This is a genomic window from Arthrobacter sp. efr-133-TYG-118 (genome assembly GCF_030209755.1).
In the GTDB taxonomy this organism is placed as follows: Bacteria; Actinomycetota; Actinomycetes; order Actinomycetales; family Micrococcaceae; genus Arthrobacter.
This window is the reverse complement of the sequence record NZ_JARVRH010000003.1, coordinates 1-20,198: the sequence shown is the minus strand read 5'-3', so window position 1 is coordinate 20,198 and position 20,198 is coordinate 1. Positions and strand designations below refer to the sequence as shown.

Here is a 20,198-nt window from a genome sequence, read left to right as displayed (position 1 = left end):
GCCACGGCCTCCAGCGAGGCTGGATCAATGACGCGTTCCCAGCCACCTTCGCCCCCGGAAAAGGGCAACCTTTGGCGCACCGATCAACTCCACGCGCACGGGCTCAATTCCCGTGCAATCCAGCTCTTGGTGCGTCGCGGCAAGCTTGTCCGGCTACGGTACGGCTGCTATATCCGGGCCGCGCTCTGGGAGAAGCAATCCGCTTGGCTCCGAAGCACCCAACGAATCTACGCGCATGCGCATGGAACGCTCACGACGTCGGCGGGAGACTTCGTATACAGCCACACCTCGGCGGCGCGGCTGCACCGCCTCTTCCTCTGGAATGTCGACGACGTCATCCACATACTGCTGCGGGTCCGGCCGTCCAGCGAGCGCCTTGGCAAGGAGTCCGCGGTCACACCAGGCCTTTCGATGAGAGGGACGTTGTGACAATCGGGAACTTGCGGGTCACGTCCTTGGAGCGGACAGTGGTGGATTGCGCCATGCTACTCAGCTACAAGCAGGCGCTGGTGCTCATGGACCACGGACTCAGGCTTGGCGCTGATCGTGCGGTTTTGCAGGCCATGGCCGACGCGTTGGATGGCCGACGCGGTGTCAGGAACCTTCGAAAGGCCCTCGTCAACGCTGATGCACGATCCGAGTCGGCCGGCGAAACCTTGTGCCGAGAACTCATCTCGCGGCTGAAGTTGCCGATGCCTGAACCGCAGGTTGAGGTGCAGAGCCGGGCAGGTCGGCATCGGCTCGACTTTGCCTGGCGGCAGGCAAAGGTCGCTTTGGAATTCGATGGCGAGATCAAGTACTTCGATTTCAAGCCAACAGCCGAGGTGATTTTCCAGGAGCGGCGCCGGGAGAAGGCCCTTAGCGAGGACGGTTGGCGCTTCGTCCGCGTGGAGTGGAAGCACCTCTTTCGCGAGCAGGAATTCAAGAGCCGGATACTGAACGCCCTCCGTCGTTAGCCTGCCGCCGTCGGCCGCCAAGCCGCGCCCGCCGTCGAGATCGCCGGAACGCGCCCCGGTCGCCGAAAGGCTCCGGCGAGCCGGCACCGTTCCGGCGAGCTCGCGATCCGGGAGACCTCAGGGGCGGTCCGCCATCGTCACGCCGATCACCAGGAGCACCACATTGAGCACGACGGCGGGTACCACCAGCAGTTCGGGGGCGTTGAACAGCATGCCCAAAGCCAGGGGCACCAAGGCGAAGAGGCTCAGCACGTAGCCCCGGATCCGGGTTCCCAGCATGGCGGGTCCGCTCCGTCCAAGCTGCATCAAGTACACCAGCTTGGTCAGGTCTTCCTGCTGGCGGAAGGCTCGCCGCAGCATTCCCGCGCCCAAACCGCCGCCCGCCGCCGCGCCCAGGACGAGGAGCTCCACCCGGAAGCCGCCAGCCAGCACGAAGAATCCGGCAGCCGCCGTCGTCCACAACCCCATCAGCATGACCGGCAGCGCGACGTGGACCCAGCGCGAGGCCGTCCTGGAAATCGGGAGAAGGGCATCGAGGCTGGGGGCCATGCGCAACTGCCAAAGGGGACCGGCCGCCGCTGTGGAAGAGAAGATCGCAGCGGCCAGCAGTACGGGAAGCAGGATGATCGGTGAATCGAACGTCCGGACCAGCCCGGTCAAGGGGACGACAGCGAGACCCAGGCCCCAGCGCCACAGCCGGCCGGGTTGTCGGGCGAGCACGGTTGCCTCCGCATGGAAGAGTGCGCCCGCTGCGGTGCGGGGCGTGCCCGGGAGCTTCACCCGGCTCCGCTTGCCGCCGCTGGAAAGCGAGGCGCTGAGCTCTCCGGTGTCCATGAGTGTCAGCGCAGCCTGGACATGTCCCCTCGCGGATCCTGCCTTGAGCAGCGATGTCGTGCGGACGCTGGAGAGCTTGTTTCGCATGCCGAGCGCCGCGGCAATCAAGGCGCCAGCAGGGGCGACGGCGAAGATCCAGTTGCCCTGCAGCGTCCCGAACAGCATCGCGCCGAGTGCCCCCGAAGCAGTCGCCAGGAGCCACGAGGTTGCCCGGCCTTGCTGTCGAGCCGGACGCAGGGCCGGCCTCTGGGGCCGGGCAGATGCTGCCATCCGCGTCTGGGCGAACGCGGCCAGCGCGAGAATAGCCGCGCCGGTCAGTGCTCCGGCCAGGACCCGCCCGGCGAAGACCACCGCGTCCGAGCCGCTGATGACTGCTACTGGAATCGTGGTGAGGGCCCCGACGACGGCGGAAGCCCAGACTGCCCGTCGCAGGCCCCGGGCTAGAAGGGGTTCGCGGTTGATAGCAAGCGAGTACCACCAGTGCCGCTGATTCGCCGTGATAGCCAGCGGCCCGAGCCTGGCCGACACCCAAAAGGCCGCCAGACCCAAGAGCCCGAACCCGGCCACTAGACCATATTCAACAGGGACGACACCGTAGCTGGCCGAAATCAGGTGGCCGCCGAAGCCGTGCTCTGCTGCGGCAGTGAGGCCGTTGAGGAGGCCTGTCGCGTAGATCAGGCCGACGCCGAACGTCAGGAACTGGATGTACAGCTCGTTGAGCCTGGAGAGCAAGGACTGGCCGCGCGGGCGAATGACCCTGCGTGTGGCACGCTCGGGGTCGAAGTCCACGAACTCCGGATGCGCTACGGCAGCAGTGGACATGCTCACCGGCGAATCCTCGCCACGGCCTCGTCGGTGCTAACCACGCGCGCACCGCCGTCGTCGACTATTACCGCCCGGGTACACGCCGCTTGGGCGACGTCCGCATCGTGCGTGACCATGACGACGGCGGCACTCTTCTTGGCGGTCCGGGCGATCCGCTGCGCGAGCAGGCCTCGCATGCGGGTATCGAGCCGCTGCTCGGGTTCGTCCAGGACCAGCAGATCGAAGGGCCGGATGAACGCCGAGGCCAGGAGGAGCTTGCGGCGCTGCCCGGAGGAAAGCTGATCGGGAAACGCATCCGCCGCCGTTTGAAGCTCGAAGAAGTCGATCTCTCCCTCCACGGCCGCATCGGGGTTGGCGAGGCCATGCCCACGGGCCACCAAGGAAAGGTGCTCACGCACCGTGAGCGAATCGAAGTAGGCATCCTCATCCAGCAGCACCGAGACCTTGCTGCGGAAGAGGGCCGAGCGGTCGTCCGGCATCAAGCCAAGAACATGGGCATCGCCCTCGATGGCGGCCTGCGCGCCAATCATGGTGCGCAGCAAAGTGGACTTGCCGGCACCGTTTTCGCCCACCATCCCGAGTACCTGCCCGGAGAAAACCTCGACGTCGAGGGGCCCACACACTGCATGGTCGCCATAGCCTGCAACAAGATTCTCGGCCGTGAGCACGGCGTTTCCCAGCTTCATCCTCTGAAACTACCGGACTTCCCTGCGGTTCCCCTGAGCCGACAATGCCCGCTCACATATACGGCGTTCCGGGCCAACGCTCGCTCACATACATCGTGTCCCGGGCCAACGCCCGCTCACATACATCGCGTCCCGGCCCAACGCTCGCTCACACCCAGTAGCTGGGCTCGCGCTTCTTGATCCAGCCAATGACCAAGGACGTCACCGGCACAAGGATGTATTGGACACCGACCTTGTACACAAAGCCAACCAGCACGTAATTGACGAAGCTTCCGGAGTCCGTAATGCCGATGACCGAGGCCGCGATGCTGCAGAAGATGAGCGTGTCCACGAATTCCCCCACCCCGGATGAACCCATGAGCCGAGCCCAGAGGGTTCTCTCACCCGAACGGGCTTTCATCTTGACCAGGATCAGGGAGTTGATGGTCTGACCGGCCAGGAACGCGAGAAGCGAAGCCAGGACGATCTGAGGAACCGGGCCCAGTGCGCCTTCGATGGCAGCCTGCTTGGCGTTGCCGTAATCGTCATTGAAGCCGGGCAGCGCGATGATGATCCAGTAGCAGAGCGATGCGAATGCTGACAGTGCGAACGAAGTGATGATTGCTTTGCGGGCAACCTTGAATCCATAGATCTCGCTCATCACATCGCCAAGAATGTAGGCAAGCGGGAAGAGGAAGAATCCGCCATCAGTGATGATCGGACCGAAGACGACCCCTTTGGCAGCGCCGATGTTGGACAGGATCAGCACGACGGCCATGCATGCCAGCATGATGCCAAAGTATGGGGAGCCTATTGACGCGAAGCGCGGTGCGGGTTTATTCAGGGTCTGGGATTCTGATGCTGACGTCATCGCTTGTCCGTTCGTAGTGGTTCGCGCAGGCGGCCGGAGTTAGCACGGCGCCCCGCTGTATTAGCACTTGTGGAGGACCCGCTTGCAAAACCGCGGAGCCTCCCCCATTCTCGCATCGAGGAATCGATAATTGTCCGGAAAACTCGCCACCGCCCAGAACACTCCATCACATCAAGTGAGCGAGCGTCCCGCCAAAACACCATACAAGTGAGCGAGCGTCGGAGTCGCGCCGAGCCTGCACGGCGCCTCTGGCAGGGCTGCGAGCGCTAAGGCAAGCTTGGTCCAAGACCGGCTGAACAGCAGGGCACGGGACGGAACGGGGGAAGCGCATGGTGGAACATTTTGACACGGTGGACGAATACATCGCGTCGCGCCCTCACGAGGTGCGAACCATCCTCCAGGAGATCCGACGGCGGACCCTGGCGACGGTGCCCGGTGCCGAGGACAGGATCAGTTACGGAATCCCCACGATCACCCTCGACGGCCACTACGTGGTGTATTTCGCGGCCTGGAAGCACCATATTTCCGTCTATCCAGTGCCCGACGGCGACGGGGACTTCGAGCGGGAAATCGCTCCTTTCCGGGCGGCGAAGGGCACGTTGAAGTTCCCTCTGGGGAAGCCGATGCCTTATGAGCTCATCGAAAAAGTGGCGACGCTGCTGGCTGGGCGTGAGCGGCAGCGGGGTGGCTACTGACAATCGGCCTGCGCGGGGGTACGGTACAGCCATGCGCCGCGATGAGCTTGAGCACGCCATCCGGGCCGCTACGGACATCATCCACGGCGACCGGGTGATCGTGATCGGCAGCCAGTCAATTCTGGGATCGTTCACGGAGGACCAGCTACCTGCGGCAATGACCATGTCCGACGCGGTCGACATAGCCCCGTTTTCCGACGACGACGCCGGCACGCTTGCGGACAGCATCGATTCGGCGCTTGGTGAGTGGTCGCCTTTCCACAAGGAGTTCGGCTTCTACGTCCAGGCGGCCGAAAGGGAGACTGCGGTGCTCCCGGCGGATTGGGAGTACCGCCTTGTCGGTGTGCGCAATGAGCGGACCCGGAACAGCACCGGACTTTGCCTGGATCCCTACGATCTCTGCGCGGCGAAGCTCATTGCGGCACGCCCCAAGGACCATGCGTTCGTTCTGGCACTCGTCGAGTCATCCCTCATCGACCGCGCCCGGCTCGTAGACAGAATCAGGCTGATAGACCCATCCGAGCCTCGCCGCGATGCGGCTTTGTCTTGGGCCATGTCCGTTTGACCTGCACCCCGCCAGCCGGCCCCCGCCAAAACCCCGTCCGAATCTGAAGGAGCAAGGTAATGACCAAGGTAGTGGCGTTCATGTCGATGTCCCTCGACGGATACGTGGCGGATCTCGAGGACGGCGTCGACGAGGTCTTCGACTGGTACTTCGCAGGAGACGTCGACGTCCCCACGTTCAACCCGGCCTTTACGTTCCATGTCTCCGAAGCGAGTGCCGAACACCTACGGGCCTTGATGGGCGAGGTGGGCGCAATGCTTACCGGGCGACGCACCTCCGACCGCGCCGACGCTTGGGGCGGCCAGCACCCGTTCGGCGTGCCCGCGTACGTCGTGACTCATCAGATGCCCGAGGGGTGGCCCCGCTCCGATTCCGCGGTGCATTTCGTCACCGACGGGCTGGAAAGCGCTGTCGGGCAGGCAAAGGCGGCGGCTGGCGACAAGATCGTCGGCATGCACGGGCCGGACACCATTCGGCAGTGCCTCGACGCCGGTCTACTCGACGAGATCCGCGTCGACCTGGTTCCGCTGCTGCTCGGATCCGGTATCCGGCTTTTCGATCGCATCGAGAACGCGCCGGTCACTTTGGGCAACCCGACCGTCGTCGAGGGCGTGGGCGTCACTCACTTGAGCTATCCGGTCCTCAACTCGTAGCCCCTTGGCGGCGTCGGCGTCACGCCGGACGGGTTTTTGGGTCCGCGTCATGGGCCAAGCCGCGGAATGCCGGGGTGGTCCAACCCGCGGGCCCCCAAAAAGGTGCGTGGCGTGACGCGTCCACCCAAGCCCCTGCACAAAAACTACCCCGAGTGCGCCTCCAGGAACGCGTACACCTCGGTCTCGTCGACGCCGGGGAACGCACCCGGCGGCATGGCGGCCAGCAGGTGCGAGTGGGCGCGGGCGGACGGCCAGGCGTTGCCTGCCCAGGATGAAGCCAACGACGCCGGCGGCCGCTTGCAGCAGTTCGGGTCCGGACACGTCGAGGTAGCCCGCGCCGTCGTCTCCCTCCCACGGAACCACTTCACGTGCTGGTACGGCACGCCGATGCTCAGCGAAAATTCCCCCGCAGCCGAGCGCTCGGTTCGGGCCGTGCACCAATAGGTGCCGGAGACGGTGTCGGTGTATTGGCTGTAGGCGCTGAACTTGTCCGGAACGTCGAACACGGCACGCGAAGTCCACGCTTTGCACGCCGGCTGGCCCTCGATGGCGCCGGTATGGTCCTGGGGGAAGGCGACGCCGTCGTTCTCGTAGGCCTTGTAGATGATGCCGCTCTGGTGGGTCTTCTGGAAGTGGGTGGTGATGCCCAGGTGCTTCGTGGCGAGGTTGGTGAAGCGGTGCGCCGCGGTTTCGTAGGAGACGGCGAAGGCGTCCCGGATATCCTCGACGGCGATCTCCTTGGCGGCTTTCGCCTTCTGCAGGAATTCAAGGGTGGCGTGTTCGGGCAGGAGGAGCGCCGCGGCGAAGTAGTTCGTTGCGACGCGCTGCGCCAGGAAGTCGCCGTAGTTCTTGGGCGTTTCGTGGCCAAGGACGTAGTGGCCCAGGGCCTGCAGGAGGACCGAACGGGGATCGTGGTCCTGCCGCTGGCTCTGCGTGAGATAAATTCGGTGATTCTTTAGATCGGTCACTGAACGGGTGGAATGGGGCAGGTCGCCCACGTGGTGAAGCGTGAATCCGAGGTGGTCCGCGATGTCCGCAATGACGTGCTGGCTCAAGGGACCGGTCGTGTATCCAACGCCTTTGAGGACCTTCTGCGCTTCGGCCTCGTACTCCGGAAAATAGTTGCCGCGCTCGCGCATCATGGCACGAAGTTCACCGTTCGCGCGCCGGGCTTCTTCCGGCGTCGCGACCTGCTCGTTGAGCCTGCGCTCAAGCTCCTGCAGGAGACCTATTTGAGACTCCAGCACATCGAGCGGCAGCCGCGCGCTGACGCGGATTTTCGGCAAGTTCAGGGACTCATAGAGGGGCCCGCGCTGGTACCGTTCCAGCTCGATTTCCAGGGCGGCGCGGCGGCTGGGCGGTTCCGCTCCGAGCAGCTGGTCGATGCCCACATTCAAGGCGGCCGCGAGTTGCTTCAACAAACCCAGCTTGGGTTCCCGCTTGCCGTTCTCAATGAGGCTCAGCTGGCTAGGGGCAGTCCCGACGGCGGCGCTCACGTCGTCGAGGGTCAGCCCGGCCTGCTTGCGCAGGTACCGCACGCGGCGGCCCAGGCTGATGACGTCCAGTTCGGCGTCAGAGGCAGAGGACGACGGCGGCGGTACTTCGCGGTTCCAGCTCACAGGTGACATTTCTTGAGGATACGCGAAGAAGTGCATTTCTTTCTATGGTTTTCCCCTAGAAAGTCCCTTGGAAGTACTGAAAAGTAAGAACTACGGAAACCCCGGCCGGCCTGGACTGCAAAGGCGCAGCGAAGATCGGCCGGGGCTACATACACAGCAACACGCCAAAGTAGCGTCAAAGGAGACAGACCATGACCGCAGCATTTGAACCAGGACAGCCCGCCGCTCAGCAGACAGCAACCGAGCAGGCCGCCGCACTGGAGCTCGAATGGGCTGCCAACCCGCGTTGGGAAGGCGTCACCCGCGATTACTCGGCCACCGACGTCGTCCGCCTCCGCGGCCGCGTCTCCGAAGAACACACCCTGGCCAAGCGCGGCTCCGAGAAGCTGTGGAAGCAGCTCAGCGAGGAACACAAGGAAGGCAAGTACACCAACGCCCTCGGTGCGCTGACCGGCAACCAGGCCGTGCAGCAGGTCAAGGCGGGGCTGCGGGCCATCTACCTGTCCGGCTGGCAGGTCGCCGCCGACGCCAACAACTCCGGCCACACCTACCCGGACCAGTCGCTCTACCCGGCCAACTCGGTCCCCACGGTGGTCCGCCGCATCAACAACGCCCTGCTCCGGGCCGACCAGATCGAGTTCTCCGAGGGCATCCAGACCGTTGAGGACTGGCTGGTCCCGATCGTCGCCGACGCCGAAGCCGGCTTCGGCGGACCCCTGAACGCCTACGAACTCATGAAATCCATGATCCAGGCAGGCGCAGCAGGCGTGCACTGGGAAGACCAGCTCGCCTCGGAAAAGAAGTGCGGCCACCTCGGCGGCAAGGTGCTCATCCCCACCCAGCAGCACGTCCGGACCTTGAACGCCGCCCGCCTCGCGGCCGACGTCGCGGGCACCCCTTCGGTGATCATCGCCCGCACCGACGCCGAGGCAGCCACCCTGATCACCTCCGACGTCGACGAGCGCGACCAGGAATTCATCACCGGTGAACGCACGGCGGAGGGCTTCTACAAGGTCCGCAACGGCATCGAACCCTGCATCGCACGTGCCAAGGCCTACGCTCCGTACTCCGACCTCATCTGGATGGAAACGGGCACCCCGGACCTCGAGCTCGCCCGCAAGTTCGCCGAGTCCGTCAAGTCCGAATTTCCGGACCAGATGCTCTCCTACAACTGCTCGCCGTCCTTCAACTGGCGCAAGCACCTGGACGACGCCACCATCGCGAAGTTCCAGCGTGAGCTCGGCGCCATGGGCTTCACCTTCCAGTTCATCACCCTGGCCGGCTTCCATGCCCTGAACTACTCGATGTTCGACCTCGCCCACGGCTACGCCCGCGAGGGCATGAGCGCCTACGTCGAACTCCAGGAAAAGGAATTCGCCTCCGAGTCCCGCGGCTACACCGCAACCAAGCACCAGCGCGAAGTCGGCACCGGCTACTTCGACGACATCGCAACTGCGCTCAACCCGAACGCATCCACCCTGGCCCTGGTGGGATCCACCGAAGAAGGCCAGTTCCACTAAAACTTCCCGTTCGACGGCGAGCTGGTCACCTGCGGACCGGCACCCGCGCAGCCAGCGGTTGGGGCCGGCAAAGGCAATCCTCCGCGTGCTATTCCCCATCCCCGTCCTATGGCCTCGCAAAGCTCGGCCGAGGACGGGGACAGGGCCCCTTTTACGCACGCTTCCGGATCACCTTTCCCGGCCGTTCTGCGCTCGGCGACTCGCGCACCAGGCCGGAGGAGCCGGTATCGCGGCAGCCTGCGTAAAAGGGGCCCTGCGTCCCGGTCCGTCCTCGCTCAGCGAGGTCGAAACCGGGACGTGGGGAATAGCAGGCAGAGCGGTGCCGGTCCGAAGGGCCGGACGCAACCACCGCAGGCACCCAGCCAAAGCCACGCACCGAACCCAGCACCCGCCGTCGAACATTTGCTTCTCTGAGGAGAGATTGAAATGAACAGTTTCACCGACAATTACACGATCAACGGCATCACGCTGACCGCCCAGCCCATCCACCGGCAGAACGAGGTTCTTACTCCGGATGCCTTGGAGTTCGTGGCAACGCTGCACCGCGCGACGGCGGAGCGCCGCCAGGAGCTGATGCAGGCGCGGCACACCCGCCGCGGGCAGATCGCGAGCGGCCAGGATCCGCGGTTCCTCCCGGAGACCGCGGAAATCCGCAACGATCCGAACTGGCGAGTCGCTCCCCCGGCCCCGGGCCTGGAAGACCGCCGCGTGGAGATCACCGGGCCTGTTGACCGGAAGATGACCATCAACGCGCTGAACTCCGGCGCCAAGGTGTGGCTGGCCGACATGGAAGACTCCTCCACCCCCACGTGGCGCAACGTCATCCAGGGCCAGCTGAACCTCACCGATGCCCTGGAACGCCGGATCGACTTCACGTCTCCCGAGGGCAAGGAGTACAAGCTCCGTGCCGCCGAGGATCTGCCGACCATCGTGGTGCGGCCCCGCGGCTGGCACCTGCCGGAGAAGCACATGCTCATCGACGGGAAGCCCGTTGCCGGCGGCGTGGTGGACTTCGGTTTGTTCTTCTTCCACAACGCCCGCCGCCTGCTCGCACAGGGCAAGGGCCCGTACTTCTACCTGCCCAAGATCGAGAACCGCCTCGAAGCGCGCCTCTGGAACGACATCTTCGTCCTGGCCCAGGACCTGCTCGGCATCCCGCAGGGCACCATCCGTGCCACGGTGCTGATCGAGACCATCACCGCGGCATTCGAGATGGAGGAGATCCTCTTCGAGCTGCGCGATCACGCTTCGGGCCTGAACGCCGGCCGCTGGGACTACATCTTCTCCGTGATCAAGAACTTCCGCACCCGGGGCCCCCGCTTCGTGTTGCCGGACCGCGCCCAGGTGTCCATGACCCAGCCGTTCATGCGCTCCTACACCGAGCAACTGGTCCGGGCCTGCCACCGCCGCGGCGCCATGGCGATCGGCGGCATGGCCGCCGCCGTTCCCAACCGCAAGGACGAAGCCGCCAACACGGCAGCGTTCGAGAAGGTCCGCGCGGACAAGACCCGCGAAGCCGGCGACGGCTTCGACGGTTCCTGGGTCGCACACCCGGACCTGGTTCCGGTGTGCCGCGAAGTGTTCGACGGCGTCCTCGGCGACCGTCCGAACCAGCTGGACCGCTCACGCGAGGACGTCACCCCCGACGACCGTGCCCTGATCGACATCGCCTCCACCGAGGGCACCATCACCGAAACCGGCATCCGGAACAACATCGAAGTGGGCATCCGCTACATCGAGTCCTGGCTGCGCGGCAACGGCGCCGTGGCCATCCACAACCTCATGGAAGACGCGGCAACGGCGGAGATCTCCCGTTCGCAGCTGTGGCAGTGGATCTACTCCCACGCAATCACCGACACCGGAGAACTCATCACCCGCGAATGGGTCACCGACTTGCTGGACGAGGAGTTCGCACGCCTTGAACGCTTCGACGACGACCGCTTCAACGATGCCCGCAGCATCTTCGAGGAGGTCACCCTCGCCGAGGAGTTCCCCACCTTCCTGACCATCCCGGCCTATGCCCGCTACCTCACGGAAGCCCGCGAGGAAGCGACCAAGGAAGAACTCGTCGCCGCCTAAACCCCCGCCGCTGGGCTGCCTGCACTCTTCGCAACAAGTGACCCCGATGGCCGGGGAGGCAGCCCAGCGACGGAACCCCTCCATCAACACGCGCGAGCTGGCAGCAGATGACCCCAAGACGCTTGGGAAGGGTCATCTACTGCCAGTTCGCGCGAGGTTAAGGAGACCTAGCGTTGCCGGGCCACCCAGCGCACTGAGAGGGTGGTGCAGACGCAGAACGCGGCGACCGAGCCAAGGATCACCAGGAGCGGCACGGTCCAACTGCCGGAGATACCGTGCACGTAACCGATGATGGTGGGAGCCAGGGCCGCGAAGCAATAACCGACCCCTTGCACGACGGCGGACATCTTGCCTGCCGAGGCTTGGTCGCGGGCGAACTTGATGATGGCGATGAAGATGACCGTGATGCCGCCACCCTGCGCGACTCCGCCCAGGGACGACCACAGCCACCACCAGCCCGGGGCCAGCAACAAGCCCAGGGGCACGGTGAGCCACAAGGCACCCAAGGTGGCCGCCACCGCCGTCGTACTCGCGAAACGGGCGAGCAGCGGTACACCGAGCCCGCCCACAATCGCGAAAATCTGGAAGAGCGACGATCCCGCGCCGGCTTGTGCGGTGCCCATGCCCAGCTCGTCGGCCAGGAAGCTCGGAAGCCACGCGGTCACGCCGTAGTACGAAAATGCCTGGCCGGCGAAGCCGAGCGTCAGGCCAACGGTCAGCCAGCCAACATCGGAGGCGTTGCCGGACCGCGACCCTTCGGCGGCCGGAACGGGTGCCGGAACGAACGCGCTGCGGGCACCGACGGTGGGGATCCAGAACAAGATGGCGGCCAGCGCCAGGAGGGCACTTGCCGCGAGGGCAAGCCGCCAGCCCACGAGTTCGGTGAGCGGGGCGGTGGCCACCGAGGTCAGGAAGGACCCGATGTTCAGCGCCGCCGTGTACACACCCATCGCGGTTGCCTGGCGTCGCGGCACGAAGTCCCGGCGGATGATGAGTGGCACTGCGATGTTGCCGATAGTGATGGCGAGGCCGATGAGGACGGTGCCCACCATGACCGGAACACCACCGCCGCTGGAGCGGATCACGACGCCGGCCAGCACACCCACCAGCGTGAGCATCACCGCGAACTCGGCGCCGAACCTGCGTCCGGCCATCGAAGCCAGCGGCGCGGCGAGCGAGAAGCAGAGCACGGGAATGCCCGTCAGCAGCCCGAGTTCCACGGGCGAGAATCCTAGATCCCGTTTCAGGGAATCCACCACCGGCGCCTCCGCGACGAAGGGTCCCCGCATGTTGAGGGCGATGAGGCCGATGCACGCGAGGATCAGCCAGCCGCGTGGGACCTTGGCGAGGAATTGGCCGGTCATGGAGCGCAGTGAAGGGCGGGGAAAGTAGGCATCACCTTCATTGCTATCACGGCGTGCCGCGGCGGAACGCCATAAGACCCTCGTCAGCCGGTTGCTTGGAGCGTGGCTTCGATCACGGCCGGAGACAAAACGTGCTGGGTGACCATCTGGCTCGCACCGAGGATCGCGGCCTGGTCGCCAGCCATCGAGATGCCGATGCGCAGATGCGAGGTGGCCAATGGAAGGGAGCGCCGGTAGACAACTTCGCGGATGCCGGCCACGAGGTGCTCGCCGGCCTCCCCCACACTGCCGCCGATGACGATCATGGAGGGGTTAAGCAGATTGACAACAGTTGCCAGGACATCGCCGACGTCGCGCCCCGCCTGCCGCAGCGCTTGGATGGCCTGCAGGTTTCCCTCGGCTACGAGTCGCAACACTTCGCCGCCGTTGGTCGCCGCGAGTCCTTGGGCGTGCAGTTGGCGCGCGATGGCGGGCCCGGAGGCGAGTGCTTCAAGGCAGCCGTAGTTCCCGCAACGGCAGAGGACGTCGTCGCCGCGGGGAACCCGGACATGGCCGAGGTCCCCGGCAGTGCCGTTGGCGCCGCGCTGGAGCTCGCCGCTACTGATGATGCCGGCGCCGATGCCCGTGGCGATTTTGATGAAGAGCAAATTGTCGTGATCCGGCCAAAACGCCGTGCGTTCGCCCAGGGCCATGATGTTGACGTCGTTGTCCACCAGGACCGGAACCGGCAGCGAGCGCTGCATGTAACGGACCACGTCGAATCCGTCCCAGCCGGGCATGATGGGAGGCTTGACCGGCCGGCCCGTATCGTGTTCCACCGGGCCGGGCAGTCCGATGCCGATCCCGGCAAGGTCCTCGAGGTTGCGGCCGGATTCGGCGAGCAGTTCCCGCCCTGCCGCGACCACCCTGCCGAGCACCACATCGGGACCGTCAGCGACTTCCTGCGCGAGGCGGCGCTCGGCCAGGACTGTTCCACCGAGATCGGTGACCGCGACGATCACGTGCGTCGCTCCGACGTCGACCGCCAAGACAACACGGGCCGCAGGATTGAAGGCAAAGCGCGACGGCGGCCTGCCGCCACTGGAACTCGCCTCACCGGCAGGGCCCACGAGTCCGGAGTTTATGAGGGCGTCGATGCGCGACGCGACCGTGGAGCGGGCCAGTCCGGTGGTGAGGGCGAGTTCGGCCCGGGTTCGTGCCTGGCCGTCGCGAAGAAGCTGGAACAGATCTCCCGCACGCGAAAGGCTTCCGGCGTCCTGTACGGAACCGTCCTTGCCGGGCTCTTTTCCGGGTGCTGAGGTCATGCATCAGTGATAGCACGATTGCTTATGCGTGTCACGCAGCAAAAGATTGTCGATTGATTTTCAACTTTTGCTTGCTCATCGACAAAAGTCGTCGTAGGTTGTTTGTGAGAAGGGTCACGCAGCCCACGAAGCCGCGCTGAAACTCCAGAGACTCCGTTTACGAAGAGGTAACTGATCTTGTCCAGCCACCCACAGGCAACACCCTTAGGATCACCACGGCCCCTCGGCGTCGGCATCCTTGGCGCCGGCCCGGTCACCCAAGCAATCCATCTTCCTTCCCTCGCCCGGCTCCGGAACATCCTGGAAGTCCGCCACATCATGGACGTCGACTCCGCGGTTGCCGAATCGGTCGCAGCCCGCGTCGGCGCCAACTACAGCACGAGCATGGATGCGCTCCTGGGCGATCCCGACGTCGACATCGTGGCCATCTGCAGCCCGCACCAATTCCACGCGGACCAAGTCATCGCCGCGTGCCGTGCGGGAAAGAAGGCCGTCCTCTGCGAAAAGCCCTTCGCCATGAGCGGCGAAGAAGCGGCCCGGATTTCGGCGGTCAGCGAGGAAACCAGCGTGCCGATCATCGTGGGCGCCATGCACACCTTCGATCCAGGCTGGCTCGCAGCCGAAGCCAACTGGGGCGATCTCTCCGAGAACGTCCACACCATCCGCTCTTCCATCGTCCTCCCGCCCAATGCCCGCTTCGAAGACTTCGCCACCGAAATCATCACCCGGCCCGCAGGCGGCACCCCTGACTACAGCGACGTCGAGGTCATCAAAAACGCCCTCCGAGGCGGCATCATGGGACTCGCCATCCACGACCTTCCCCTCGTCCGCCGCTTCACCCCGGATTTCGAAGACCTCGAGGTGCTGCAGGCACGCCACGTGCGCCCCTTCGGTTACGTGATTTCCCTTCGTTCCGGAAACCGGATCATCGAGCTCCGGGCAGCCATGAACAAGACGTGGAAGCCGGAATGGGTTTTCGAAGCGATCTCGGACGACGCAGCGCTTCGCGTGGACTTCACCCCTTCCTATGTGCAGGCTGGGTCCGCCGTCGCAACCATCACCCGCGGCACCACCAGCACCACCTACGGGCCGTACGAGCACAACGGCTACGAGGGCGAATGGCGCGAACTCGCCCAACTGGCCCTCAGAACCAAGCAACCGCCGTCGGCCGAAAGCCTCATCAATGACCTCACCTTCGCGATAGCCATTGCCGACGCCACAGTGGATGTTGCGGCCGCGGAACACGCGAACAGCCATGCAGGAGCCCGCTCATGAGCACCCAGTACACGGTCACTTCCACCCCGCGGGCCGAAGAGAGCGGCGCGGTGGCACTCGCGGTCGCTTCGCTTCCGGCGAGCTTCGGCCCGGTAGCAACCGGGGAGGCCGCGCGGATCTCCGCCATCGAGGGCGCTCCTCGCTGGACCACGGAGGCCATCAAGGCGATCGACGGCGGGGCGTCGGGCATCGTCGTCGTCAATCCTGTCCCGGAAAGCACCGCCGCCCTGCTCGACGCCGCTGAAGTGTCCGGCGTCGCGGTTGTCCTGGACCAGCGCTGGGCATCGAACCCCGGTCTCGCAGGAGCCGAAGACGCCGCCCGCTTGGTGGCCGGCCGGGCCGCCATGCTGGACTCGGTCGCAACGGCCGCGGCGGGCTCGGATCCGGAGCGGCTGCTCACCGAGCATCTCGCCGCCGTCGTGCGCGTCACCGGTGGGCTGGACGCGGTTCGCGTCCTCCGCCGCGGCACACACGGCTACACGGTTTCCGGGCGGCTGGCCAACGGAGCTCCGGTTTCGCTCCAGGGCGTGCTGAGCAACTCCCGGCCCGCCGGCGTCGACTTCCGCCTCTATACCGACGACGGCGGTGTCAGCATCACGGTTCCGGAGCCGCTTGCCGCCTGGCCGGCGGAGGTCCGGGCCACTGGACCCCAAGGAGAAATCCTCCTGCCCACGCTTTACGAATCCGCCCACCGCACCACTTGGCGCCGGCTCAAGGAACACCTCGACGCCGGCACTCTCCCCTCCGATCTGGCTGGCTTTGCGCGGCTGACGGAATCCATCGCGCACCTGACCTGAACCTCCAATTCTCCTCAAACACGCAACCATCGAGCAAACCAGAGCACCAAAGCAATCATTCACCTTCTCGAAGACGAGCCGGACCGCACCAAACGCGAAGACCACGCAGCGGTCCCGAAAGGAATCATCATGAATGTTAAATCCGAAGCTAGCCGTAATTTCTCCCGCAGGGGTTTCCTCGGCCTCACGGCGGCAGCAGCGGCTGTCCCTCTGCTCGCAGCCTGTGGAGGCGGCTCCAGCTCGAGCTCCGGCGCCGGTGGCGCGATCAAGTTCTGGGACATGCCGTGGGGCACCCCGGCCTACAACGACGCCGCCAAGAAGATCGCAGAGAGCTACGTACCCACAGGCAGCGACGGCAAGGCCAGCTACCAGATCATCCAGTGGAACAACTTCTACCAGACCTTCTCCTCGGCCATCGCGTCCAAGACCGGGCCTGCGGTATCGACCGGTGGCGGTTTCCAGGCCTTCCAGTTCGAGCAGCAGGGCCAGATCGCTTACGCGGACAAGGTCATCGACGCGCTGAAGAAGAACGGCCAGTTCGACGACTTCCTGCCGGGAGTGCTGGAGCCTTTCAAGACGGACAAGGGCTACGTCTCCGTTCCGTGGCAGCTGGACATGCGCCCGTTGTGGTACCGCAAGTCCCTCTTCGACCAGGCCGGCGTGGCAGTTCCGACCGACTGGCCCAGCCTGCTCGAGGCAGGCAAGAAGCTCAAGTCCATCGGTGCGGTTGGCTTCGCTACGGGTTCGGGCGCGGGCAACAACATCGGCAACCACTTGATGATCATGATGATGATCAACAATGGCGGTGGCGTCTTCACCAAGGACGGCCAGCTGGACGTCATGAACGAGCGCAACGTCGAAGCCATTGAGTTCCTGCTCGAGCTGGTCTCCAACGGCGTCGTCGACCCCGCGGCGGTCAGCTACACCACGGACAACCTCGACGCGCAGTGGAAGAACAAGAAGGCGGCCTTCGGCATGTATGTGCTGGGCCTGCCGCAGCGCGTGGGCGACACCTCCGGAGACCTCCTAGTGGCGAGCCCGATGGCAGGTCCGCACGGCGACAAAGCCGCACTGGTGTTCCCGAACAACATCATGATGTACAAGAACACTCCCTCCCAGGAGTCTTCCGAGGCCTTCCTGACCTACTACATGGGCCAACTGAAGGAGCTGTGGCGGCAGAAGCTGATGAACGGACTGCCGGTCTTCAAGTCCATCACCGAACTTCCCGAGTTTGCCGGCGATCCCAACAACGTCAAGATCGTCAAGGAATACCAGCCGATCGCGAAGACCTTCGCCGCGCAAGGCACCTCGCTCAACGCCAACCTCGCTGTCCTGGACGGCGGCCAGGCACTCAACCAGTTCACCCAGACCATCCTTACCGGAAAGACCGACGCCAAGACGGCACTCACGGCCTTCAAGACCGGCCTCGAATCCGTGATCAAGAAGTAAAGCGGCCCCTGCCATGTCATCAACCACCGCACAGTCCGGCCTGGCCCGGGCCCGTCGGGGGCTCGCTCCCGGCGGGCCCGGCGGCGGGTCCCATCACCGCACCGGTGAATTGAACCGCAAGAGCAAACTTTCGGGCCAGACCCGCCGGACTTTTTTCTGGCTCCTGCTGCCCTCCATCGTCCTGCTCATCCTGATCAACGGCTACCCGCTGATCTACGCCGGCGTCCAGGCGACCCACGACGGTTCCCTCATCGACACCGGCAACTTCGTCGGCGTCGACAACTTCGCCACCGTCCTGTCCTCGCCCGCTTTCTGGAAGGCCGCCCAGTTCACGCTGTGGTTCACCATCGTCGGTGTCTTCGGTTCCTGGCTGGTGGGCTTGGGCCTGGCTCTGCTCCTGCGCACCAGGATTCCGGCCGGGGGCACTTTCAAGGTCCTGCTCCTGCTGCCCTGGGTGGTGCCGATCGTGGTGTCCTCCACCGCCTGGAACTGGCTCGTCGCCACGCCGGACAGCCTCATCCCTTCCATCTTCCGCAACCTTGGTTTGGGCACCCCGCTGTTCCTGGCCGACCCGCACCTCGCCGCCGTCATGGTCATGGTCTTCAAGGTCTGGGTCAGCTTTCCCTTCATGATGATGATGATCTCCGCCGCACTGGCTTCCGTGGACACCACCGTCTACGAAGCGGCCAGCATGGACGGCGCCAGCAAGTGGCAGCAGTTCACCCAGATCACTTTGCCGATGATCGCCCGCTCCACCTACATCAGCTGGATCCTGATGACGATCTTCTGCGTCAACGACTTCCCCACCATCTACCTGCTCACCGGCGGCGGCCCCGTCGACGCCACCACCTCCCTCGTGGTCCTGGCCTACCGCAGCGTCTTCCAGGACTTCCAGACCGGACCCGGCGTCGCCATCGCCTTCCTCATGACCCTCACCCTCGTCGTCGTGTCGGTCTTCCTGTACCGCCAGATCCGAAAGTCGAGCGTCGAATAATGAGCGCAGTACTCCACGCCCACCCCGAATCCGGACCCGCACTCGGCGTCGCGAGACCCGAAAAGGCGCGCCGCGTCCTCTCCGAAGCAGGCATGCGAGGACGCTGGTGGCGGTTCGTCCTGATCCTGGCCATCACCGCGATCGTCCTCGTCCCGATCATGGTCACCGTGGTCCTGGCTCTCACTCCAGGCCCGAACAGCACCGCCACCGGCCTGACCTTGGAAAACATCACCGGTGTCTTCTCCAAGACCCTCGCAAGCACTTGGCTGACCAACAGCCTCGTCACCACTCTTTCCACGGTGATCGTCTCGGTCGCTGTCGCCGCACCCGCCGGCTACGTCCTCTCCCGCGGCCGCTCAAAAGCCGTCTCCGGCTACTCCCTGCTGCTGTTCGTCATGCAGTCCCTGCCGATCATCACGTCCGTAGTGCCGCTGTTCATCCTCTTCGCGGGGATGGGACTTGTGGATAACCTGCTCGGCCTGATCATCATTTACGTCGGCTCGACAATGACAGTGGCCACGTGGATGATGGCGGCATACTTCGACTCCATCCCGGTCAGTCTCGAGGAAGCCTCCTGGATCGACGGCTGCTCGGTCTTCGGTTCGTTCACGAAGGTGGTGCTGCGCAATTCCCTGCCGGGCATCCTGTCCACGGCGATCTTCGCCTTCCTCCTGGCCTGGAACGACTACCTCGTCGCGATCGTGTTCCTGCGCTCCAACGAGATCTTCACCCTGCCGGTAGGCGTGCAGTCCTTCTTCCAGCAAAACATGACCGACTGGTCCGGCGTCATGGCACTTGCCGTCGTGATGATGCTCCCGCCCATCATCGTTTTCGCCACGCTGAACAAGTACTTCAGCGTCGGCGGCATCGGCGGATCCCTCGCCGGCCGCTAATCGAACTTTTTTCACGCAACTGACAAACGCAAAGGAAAACCATGTCTTACTCCATCCAGCTGTACACCCTGCGCAATGCCATGCAGGAAGACCTGCCGGGCACCATCAAGAAGGTTGCCGAGATCGGTTTCACGCAGGTTGAACCCTACAATTTCGTGGCCACGGCGAAGGAGCTGGGCGCTGCCTTGAAGGAGAACGGCCTGACTGCTCCGTCGGGTCACGCGCCGCTGCTGAGCCAGGACCAGGACGAGATCTTCGCGGCCGCGAAGGAACTGGGCATCAGCACTGTCATCGACCCGTACCTGCCTGCCGAGCACTGGCAGAACGCCGAGGACATCCAGGCCACGGCGGCAAAGCTCAACGCCGCAGCCAAGAAGGGTGCCGAATACGGCATCCGCGTCGGCTACCACAACCACGCCTGGGAACTCGAGTCCAGCATCGAAGGCCAGACAGCCCTGGAATACTTCGAAGGCCTCCTTGACCCGGAACTGGTCCTGGAAGTGGACACCTACTGGGCCGCCGTCGGTGGCCAGAATCCAGTGGAACTGCTCGCCCGCCTCGGCGACCGCGTGAAGTTCATCCACATCAAGGACGGCCCCGGCACCACTGACACCAAAGCCCAGCAGCCCGCCGGCCAAGGCACCATCCCGGTGCTCGACGTCGTTGCTGCCGCCAAGTCCCTCGAAGTAGGTGTCGTGGAGTTCGACGACTACGCCGGAGACATCTTCGAAGGCATCGCCGAAAGCCTCGCCTTCCTTCAGAACAACGCAGCACAGGACGTGAACGCATGAGCGCCGCTACGCACCAGACCACCCCGTCCACCCGCCGGGGTCCGGTCGG

General features: G+C 64.7%; 17 protein-coding genes and 1 pseudogene. 12 read left to right on the top strand and 6 right to left on the bottom strand.

The annotated features are described in order from the left end of the window. The first annotated feature begins 27 nt into the window (after positions 1–27). Positions 28–956 (top strand): annotated as a pseudogene (locus tag QRN59_RS02065) (type IV toxin-antitoxin system AbiEi family antitoxin domain-containing protein). 117 nt (positions 957–1,073) lie between these two features. Here QRN59_RS02065 and QRN59_RS02060 read toward each other — a convergent pair. The 3 genes from QRN59_RS02060 to QRN59_RS02050 all read right to left on the bottom strand — a co-directional run bounded on the left by QRN59_RS02060 (position 1,074) and on the right by QRN59_RS02050 (position 4,151). After that, positions 1,074–2,612, bottom strand: a complete 1,539-nt coding sequence (locus QRN59_RS02060; RefSeq protein WP_284980948.1) for a DUF6297 family protein — start codon at positions 2,610–2,612, stop codon at positions 1,074–1,076. Positions 2,613–2,614: 2 nt separating this feature from the next. Next, complete coding sequence (locus tag QRN59_RS02055) at positions 2,615–3,301, bottom strand: ABC transporter ATP-binding protein (protein ID WP_284980855.1); 687 nt, start codon at positions 3,299–3,301, stop codon at positions 2,615–2,617. Between the two features lie 148 nt (positions 3,302–3,449). Further along, positions 3,450–4,151: a queuosine precursor transporter gene (locus QRN59_RS02050; RefSeq protein ID WP_284980854.1), complete on the bottom strand. Its 702-nt coding sequence runs from the start codon at positions 4,149–4,151 to the stop codon at positions 3,450–3,452. 329 nt (positions 4,152–4,480) lie between these two features. Here QRN59_RS02050 and QRN59_RS02045 point away from each other — a divergent pair, with 329 nt between their 5' ends. Genes QRN59_RS02045 through QRN59_RS02035 form a run of 3 tightly spaced genes read left to right on the top strand, consistent with a single transcriptional unit; the run spans position 4,481 to position 6,064 of the window. Then, positions 4,481–4,846 (top strand): iron chaperone, encoded by a 366-nt coding sequence (locus tag QRN59_RS02045; RefSeq protein WP_284980853.1) that lies wholly within the window; start codon positions 4,481–4,483, stop codon positions 4,844–4,846. Positions 4,847–4,877: 31 nt separating this feature from the next. Beyond that, complete coding sequence (locus QRN59_RS02040) at positions 4,878–5,411, top strand: DUF6036 family nucleotidyltransferase (RefSeq protein WP_284980852.1); 534 nt, start codon at positions 4,878–4,880, stop codon at positions 5,409–5,411. A gap of 59 nt (positions 5,412–5,470) precedes the next feature. After that, complete coding sequence (locus tag QRN59_RS02035; RefSeq protein ID WP_284980851.1) at positions 5,471–6,064, top strand: dihydrofolate reductase family protein; 594 nt, start codon at positions 5,471–5,473, stop codon at positions 6,062–6,064. Positions 6,065–6,207: 143 nt separating this feature from the next. Here QRN59_RS02035 and QRN59_RS02030 read toward each other — a convergent pair whose 3' ends face one another. Next, complete coding sequence (locus QRN59_RS02030; protein WP_284980850.1) at positions 6,208–7,719, bottom strand: XRE family transcriptional regulator; 1,512 nt, start codon at positions 7,717–7,719, stop codon at positions 6,208–6,210. 155 nt (positions 7,720–7,874) lie between these two features. Here QRN59_RS02030 and aceA point away from each other — a divergent pair, with 155 nt between their 5' ends. Both aceA and aceB read left to right on the top strand, forming a co-directional pair. Further along, on the top strand, positions 7,875–9,203 hold the full coding sequence (gene aceA / locus QRN59_RS02025) for an isocitrate lyase (RefSeq protein WP_284980849.1): 1,329 nt from the start codon (positions 7,875–7,877) through the stop codon (positions 9,201–9,203). Positions 9,204–9,629: 426 nt separating this feature from the next. Continuing rightward, positions 9,630–11,282 (top strand): malate synthase A, encoded by a 1,653-nt coding sequence (gene aceB, locus QRN59_RS02020; protein ID WP_284980848.1) that lies wholly within the window; start codon positions 9,630–9,632, stop codon positions 11,280–11,282. A 167-nt stretch (positions 11,283–11,449) separates the two neighbouring features. Here the strand turns inward: aceB and QRN59_RS02015 are convergent, their stop codons facing one another. Both QRN59_RS02015 and QRN59_RS02010 read right to left on the bottom strand, forming a co-directional pair. Next, positions 11,450–12,646 (bottom strand): MFS transporter, encoded by a 1,197-nt coding sequence (locus tag QRN59_RS02015; RefSeq protein WP_284980847.1) that lies wholly within the window; start codon positions 12,644–12,646, stop codon positions 11,450–11,452. Positions 12,647–12,729: 83 nt separating this feature from the next. Further along, complete coding sequence (locus tag QRN59_RS02010) at positions 12,730–13,950, bottom strand: ROK family transcriptional regulator (protein ID WP_284980846.1); 1,221 nt, start codon at positions 13,948–13,950, stop codon at positions 12,730–12,732. 177 nt (positions 13,951–14,127) lie between these two features. Between QRN59_RS02010 and QRN59_RS02005 the strand changes: the two genes are divergently transcribed. From QRN59_RS02005 to QRN59_RS01980, 6 genes are all read left to right on the top strand, one after another. Further along, positions 14,128–15,225, top strand: a complete 1,098-nt coding sequence (locus QRN59_RS02005; protein WP_284980845.1) for a Gfo/Idh/MocA family protein — start codon at positions 14,128–14,130, stop codon at positions 15,223–15,225. Further along, a complete protein-coding gene (locus QRN59_RS02000) occupies positions 15,222–16,022 on the top strand; it encodes a hypothetical protein (protein WP_284980844.1) in 801 nt (266 codons plus the stop codon). The genes QRN59_RS02005 and QRN59_RS02000 overlap by 4 nt, the downstream gene beginning before the upstream one ends. 129 nt (positions 16,023–16,151) lie before the next feature. Next, entirely contained in the window at positions 16,152–17,471 is a 1,320-nt protein-coding gene (locus QRN59_RS01995) for an ABC transporter substrate-binding protein (protein WP_284980843.1), read from the top strand. A gap of 13 nt (positions 17,472–17,484) precedes the next feature. Continuing rightward, entirely contained in the window at positions 17,485–18,465 is a 981-nt protein-coding gene (locus tag QRN59_RS01990; RefSeq protein ID WP_284980842.1) for a carbohydrate ABC transporter permease, read from the top strand. Continuing rightward, the gene (locus tag QRN59_RS01985) at positions 18,465–19,358 is read left to right on the top strand and encodes a carbohydrate ABC transporter permease (protein ID WP_284980841.1); all 894 of its coding nucleotides are present in this window, start codon (positions 18,465–18,467) and stop codon (positions 19,356–19,358) included. Before QRN59_RS01990 ends, QRN59_RS01985 begins: the two co-directional genes overlap by 1 nt. 41 nt (positions 19,359–19,399) lie before the next feature. Continuing rightward, positions 19,400–20,149, top strand: a complete 750-nt coding sequence (locus tag QRN59_RS01980; RefSeq protein WP_284980840.1) for a sugar phosphate isomerase/epimerase family protein — start codon at positions 19,400–19,402, stop codon at positions 20,147–20,149. Positions 20,150–20,198: the final 49 nt, after the last annotated feature.

Coding starts and splice junctions, on each gene's coding strand:
- QRN59_RS02045 (WP_284980853.1), top strand. CDS start 4,481: ATGGTGGAACATTTTGACACGGTGGACGAATACATCGCGTCGCGCCCT.
- QRN59_RS02060 (WP_284980948.1), bottom strand. CDS start 2,612: ATGTCCACTGCTGCCGTAGCGCATCCGGAGTTCGTGGACTTCGACCCC.
- QRN59_RS02000 (WP_284980844.1), top strand. CDS start 15,222: ATGAGCACCCAGTACACGGTCACTTCCACCCCGCGGGCCGAAGAGAGC.
- aceB (WP_284980848.1), top strand. CDS start 9,630: ATGAACAGTTTCACCGACAATTACACGATCAACGGCATCACGCTGACC.
- QRN59_RS01985 (WP_284980841.1), top strand. CDS start 18,465: ATGAGCGCAGTACTCCACGCCCACCCCGAATCCGGACCCGCACTCGGC.
- QRN59_RS01990 (WP_284980842.1), top strand. CDS start 17,485: ATGTCATCAACCACCGCACAGTCCGGCCTGGCCCGGGCCCGTCGGGGG.
- QRN59_RS02050 (WP_284980854.1), bottom strand. CDS start 4,151: ATGACGTCAGCATCAGAATCCCAGACCCTGAATAAACCCGCACCGCGC.
- QRN59_RS02015 (WP_284980847.1), bottom strand. CDS start 12,646: ATGACCGGCCAATTCCTCGCCAAGGTCCCACGCGGCTGGCTGATCCTC.
- QRN59_RS02055 (WP_284980855.1), bottom strand. CDS start 3,301: ATGAAGCTGGGAAACGCCGTGCTCACGGCCGAGAATCTTGTTGCAGGC.
- QRN59_RS02035 (WP_284980851.1), top strand. CDS start 5,471: ATGACCAAGGTAGTGGCGTTCATGTCGATGTCCCTCGACGGATACGTG.
- QRN59_RS02010 (WP_284980846.1), bottom strand. CDS start 13,950: ATGACCTCAGCACCCGGAAAAGAGCCCGGCAAGGACGGTTCCGTACAG.
- QRN59_RS01995 (WP_284980843.1), top strand. CDS start 16,152: ATGAATGTTAAATCCGAAGCTAGCCGTAATTTCTCCCGCAGGGGTTTC.
- QRN59_RS01980 (WP_284980840.1), top strand. CDS start 19,400: ATGTCTTACTCCATCCAGCTGTACACCCTGCGCAATGCCATGCAGGAA.
- QRN59_RS02030 (WP_284980850.1), bottom strand. CDS start 7,719: ATGCACTTCTTCGCGTATCCTCAAGAAATGTCACCTGTGAGCTGGAAC.
- aceA (WP_284980849.1), top strand. CDS start 7,875: ATGACCGCAGCATTTGAACCAGGACAGCCCGCCGCTCAGCAGACAGCA.
- QRN59_RS02040 (WP_284980852.1), top strand. CDS start 4,878: ATGCGCCGCGATGAGCTTGAGCACGCCATCCGGGCCGCTACGGACATC.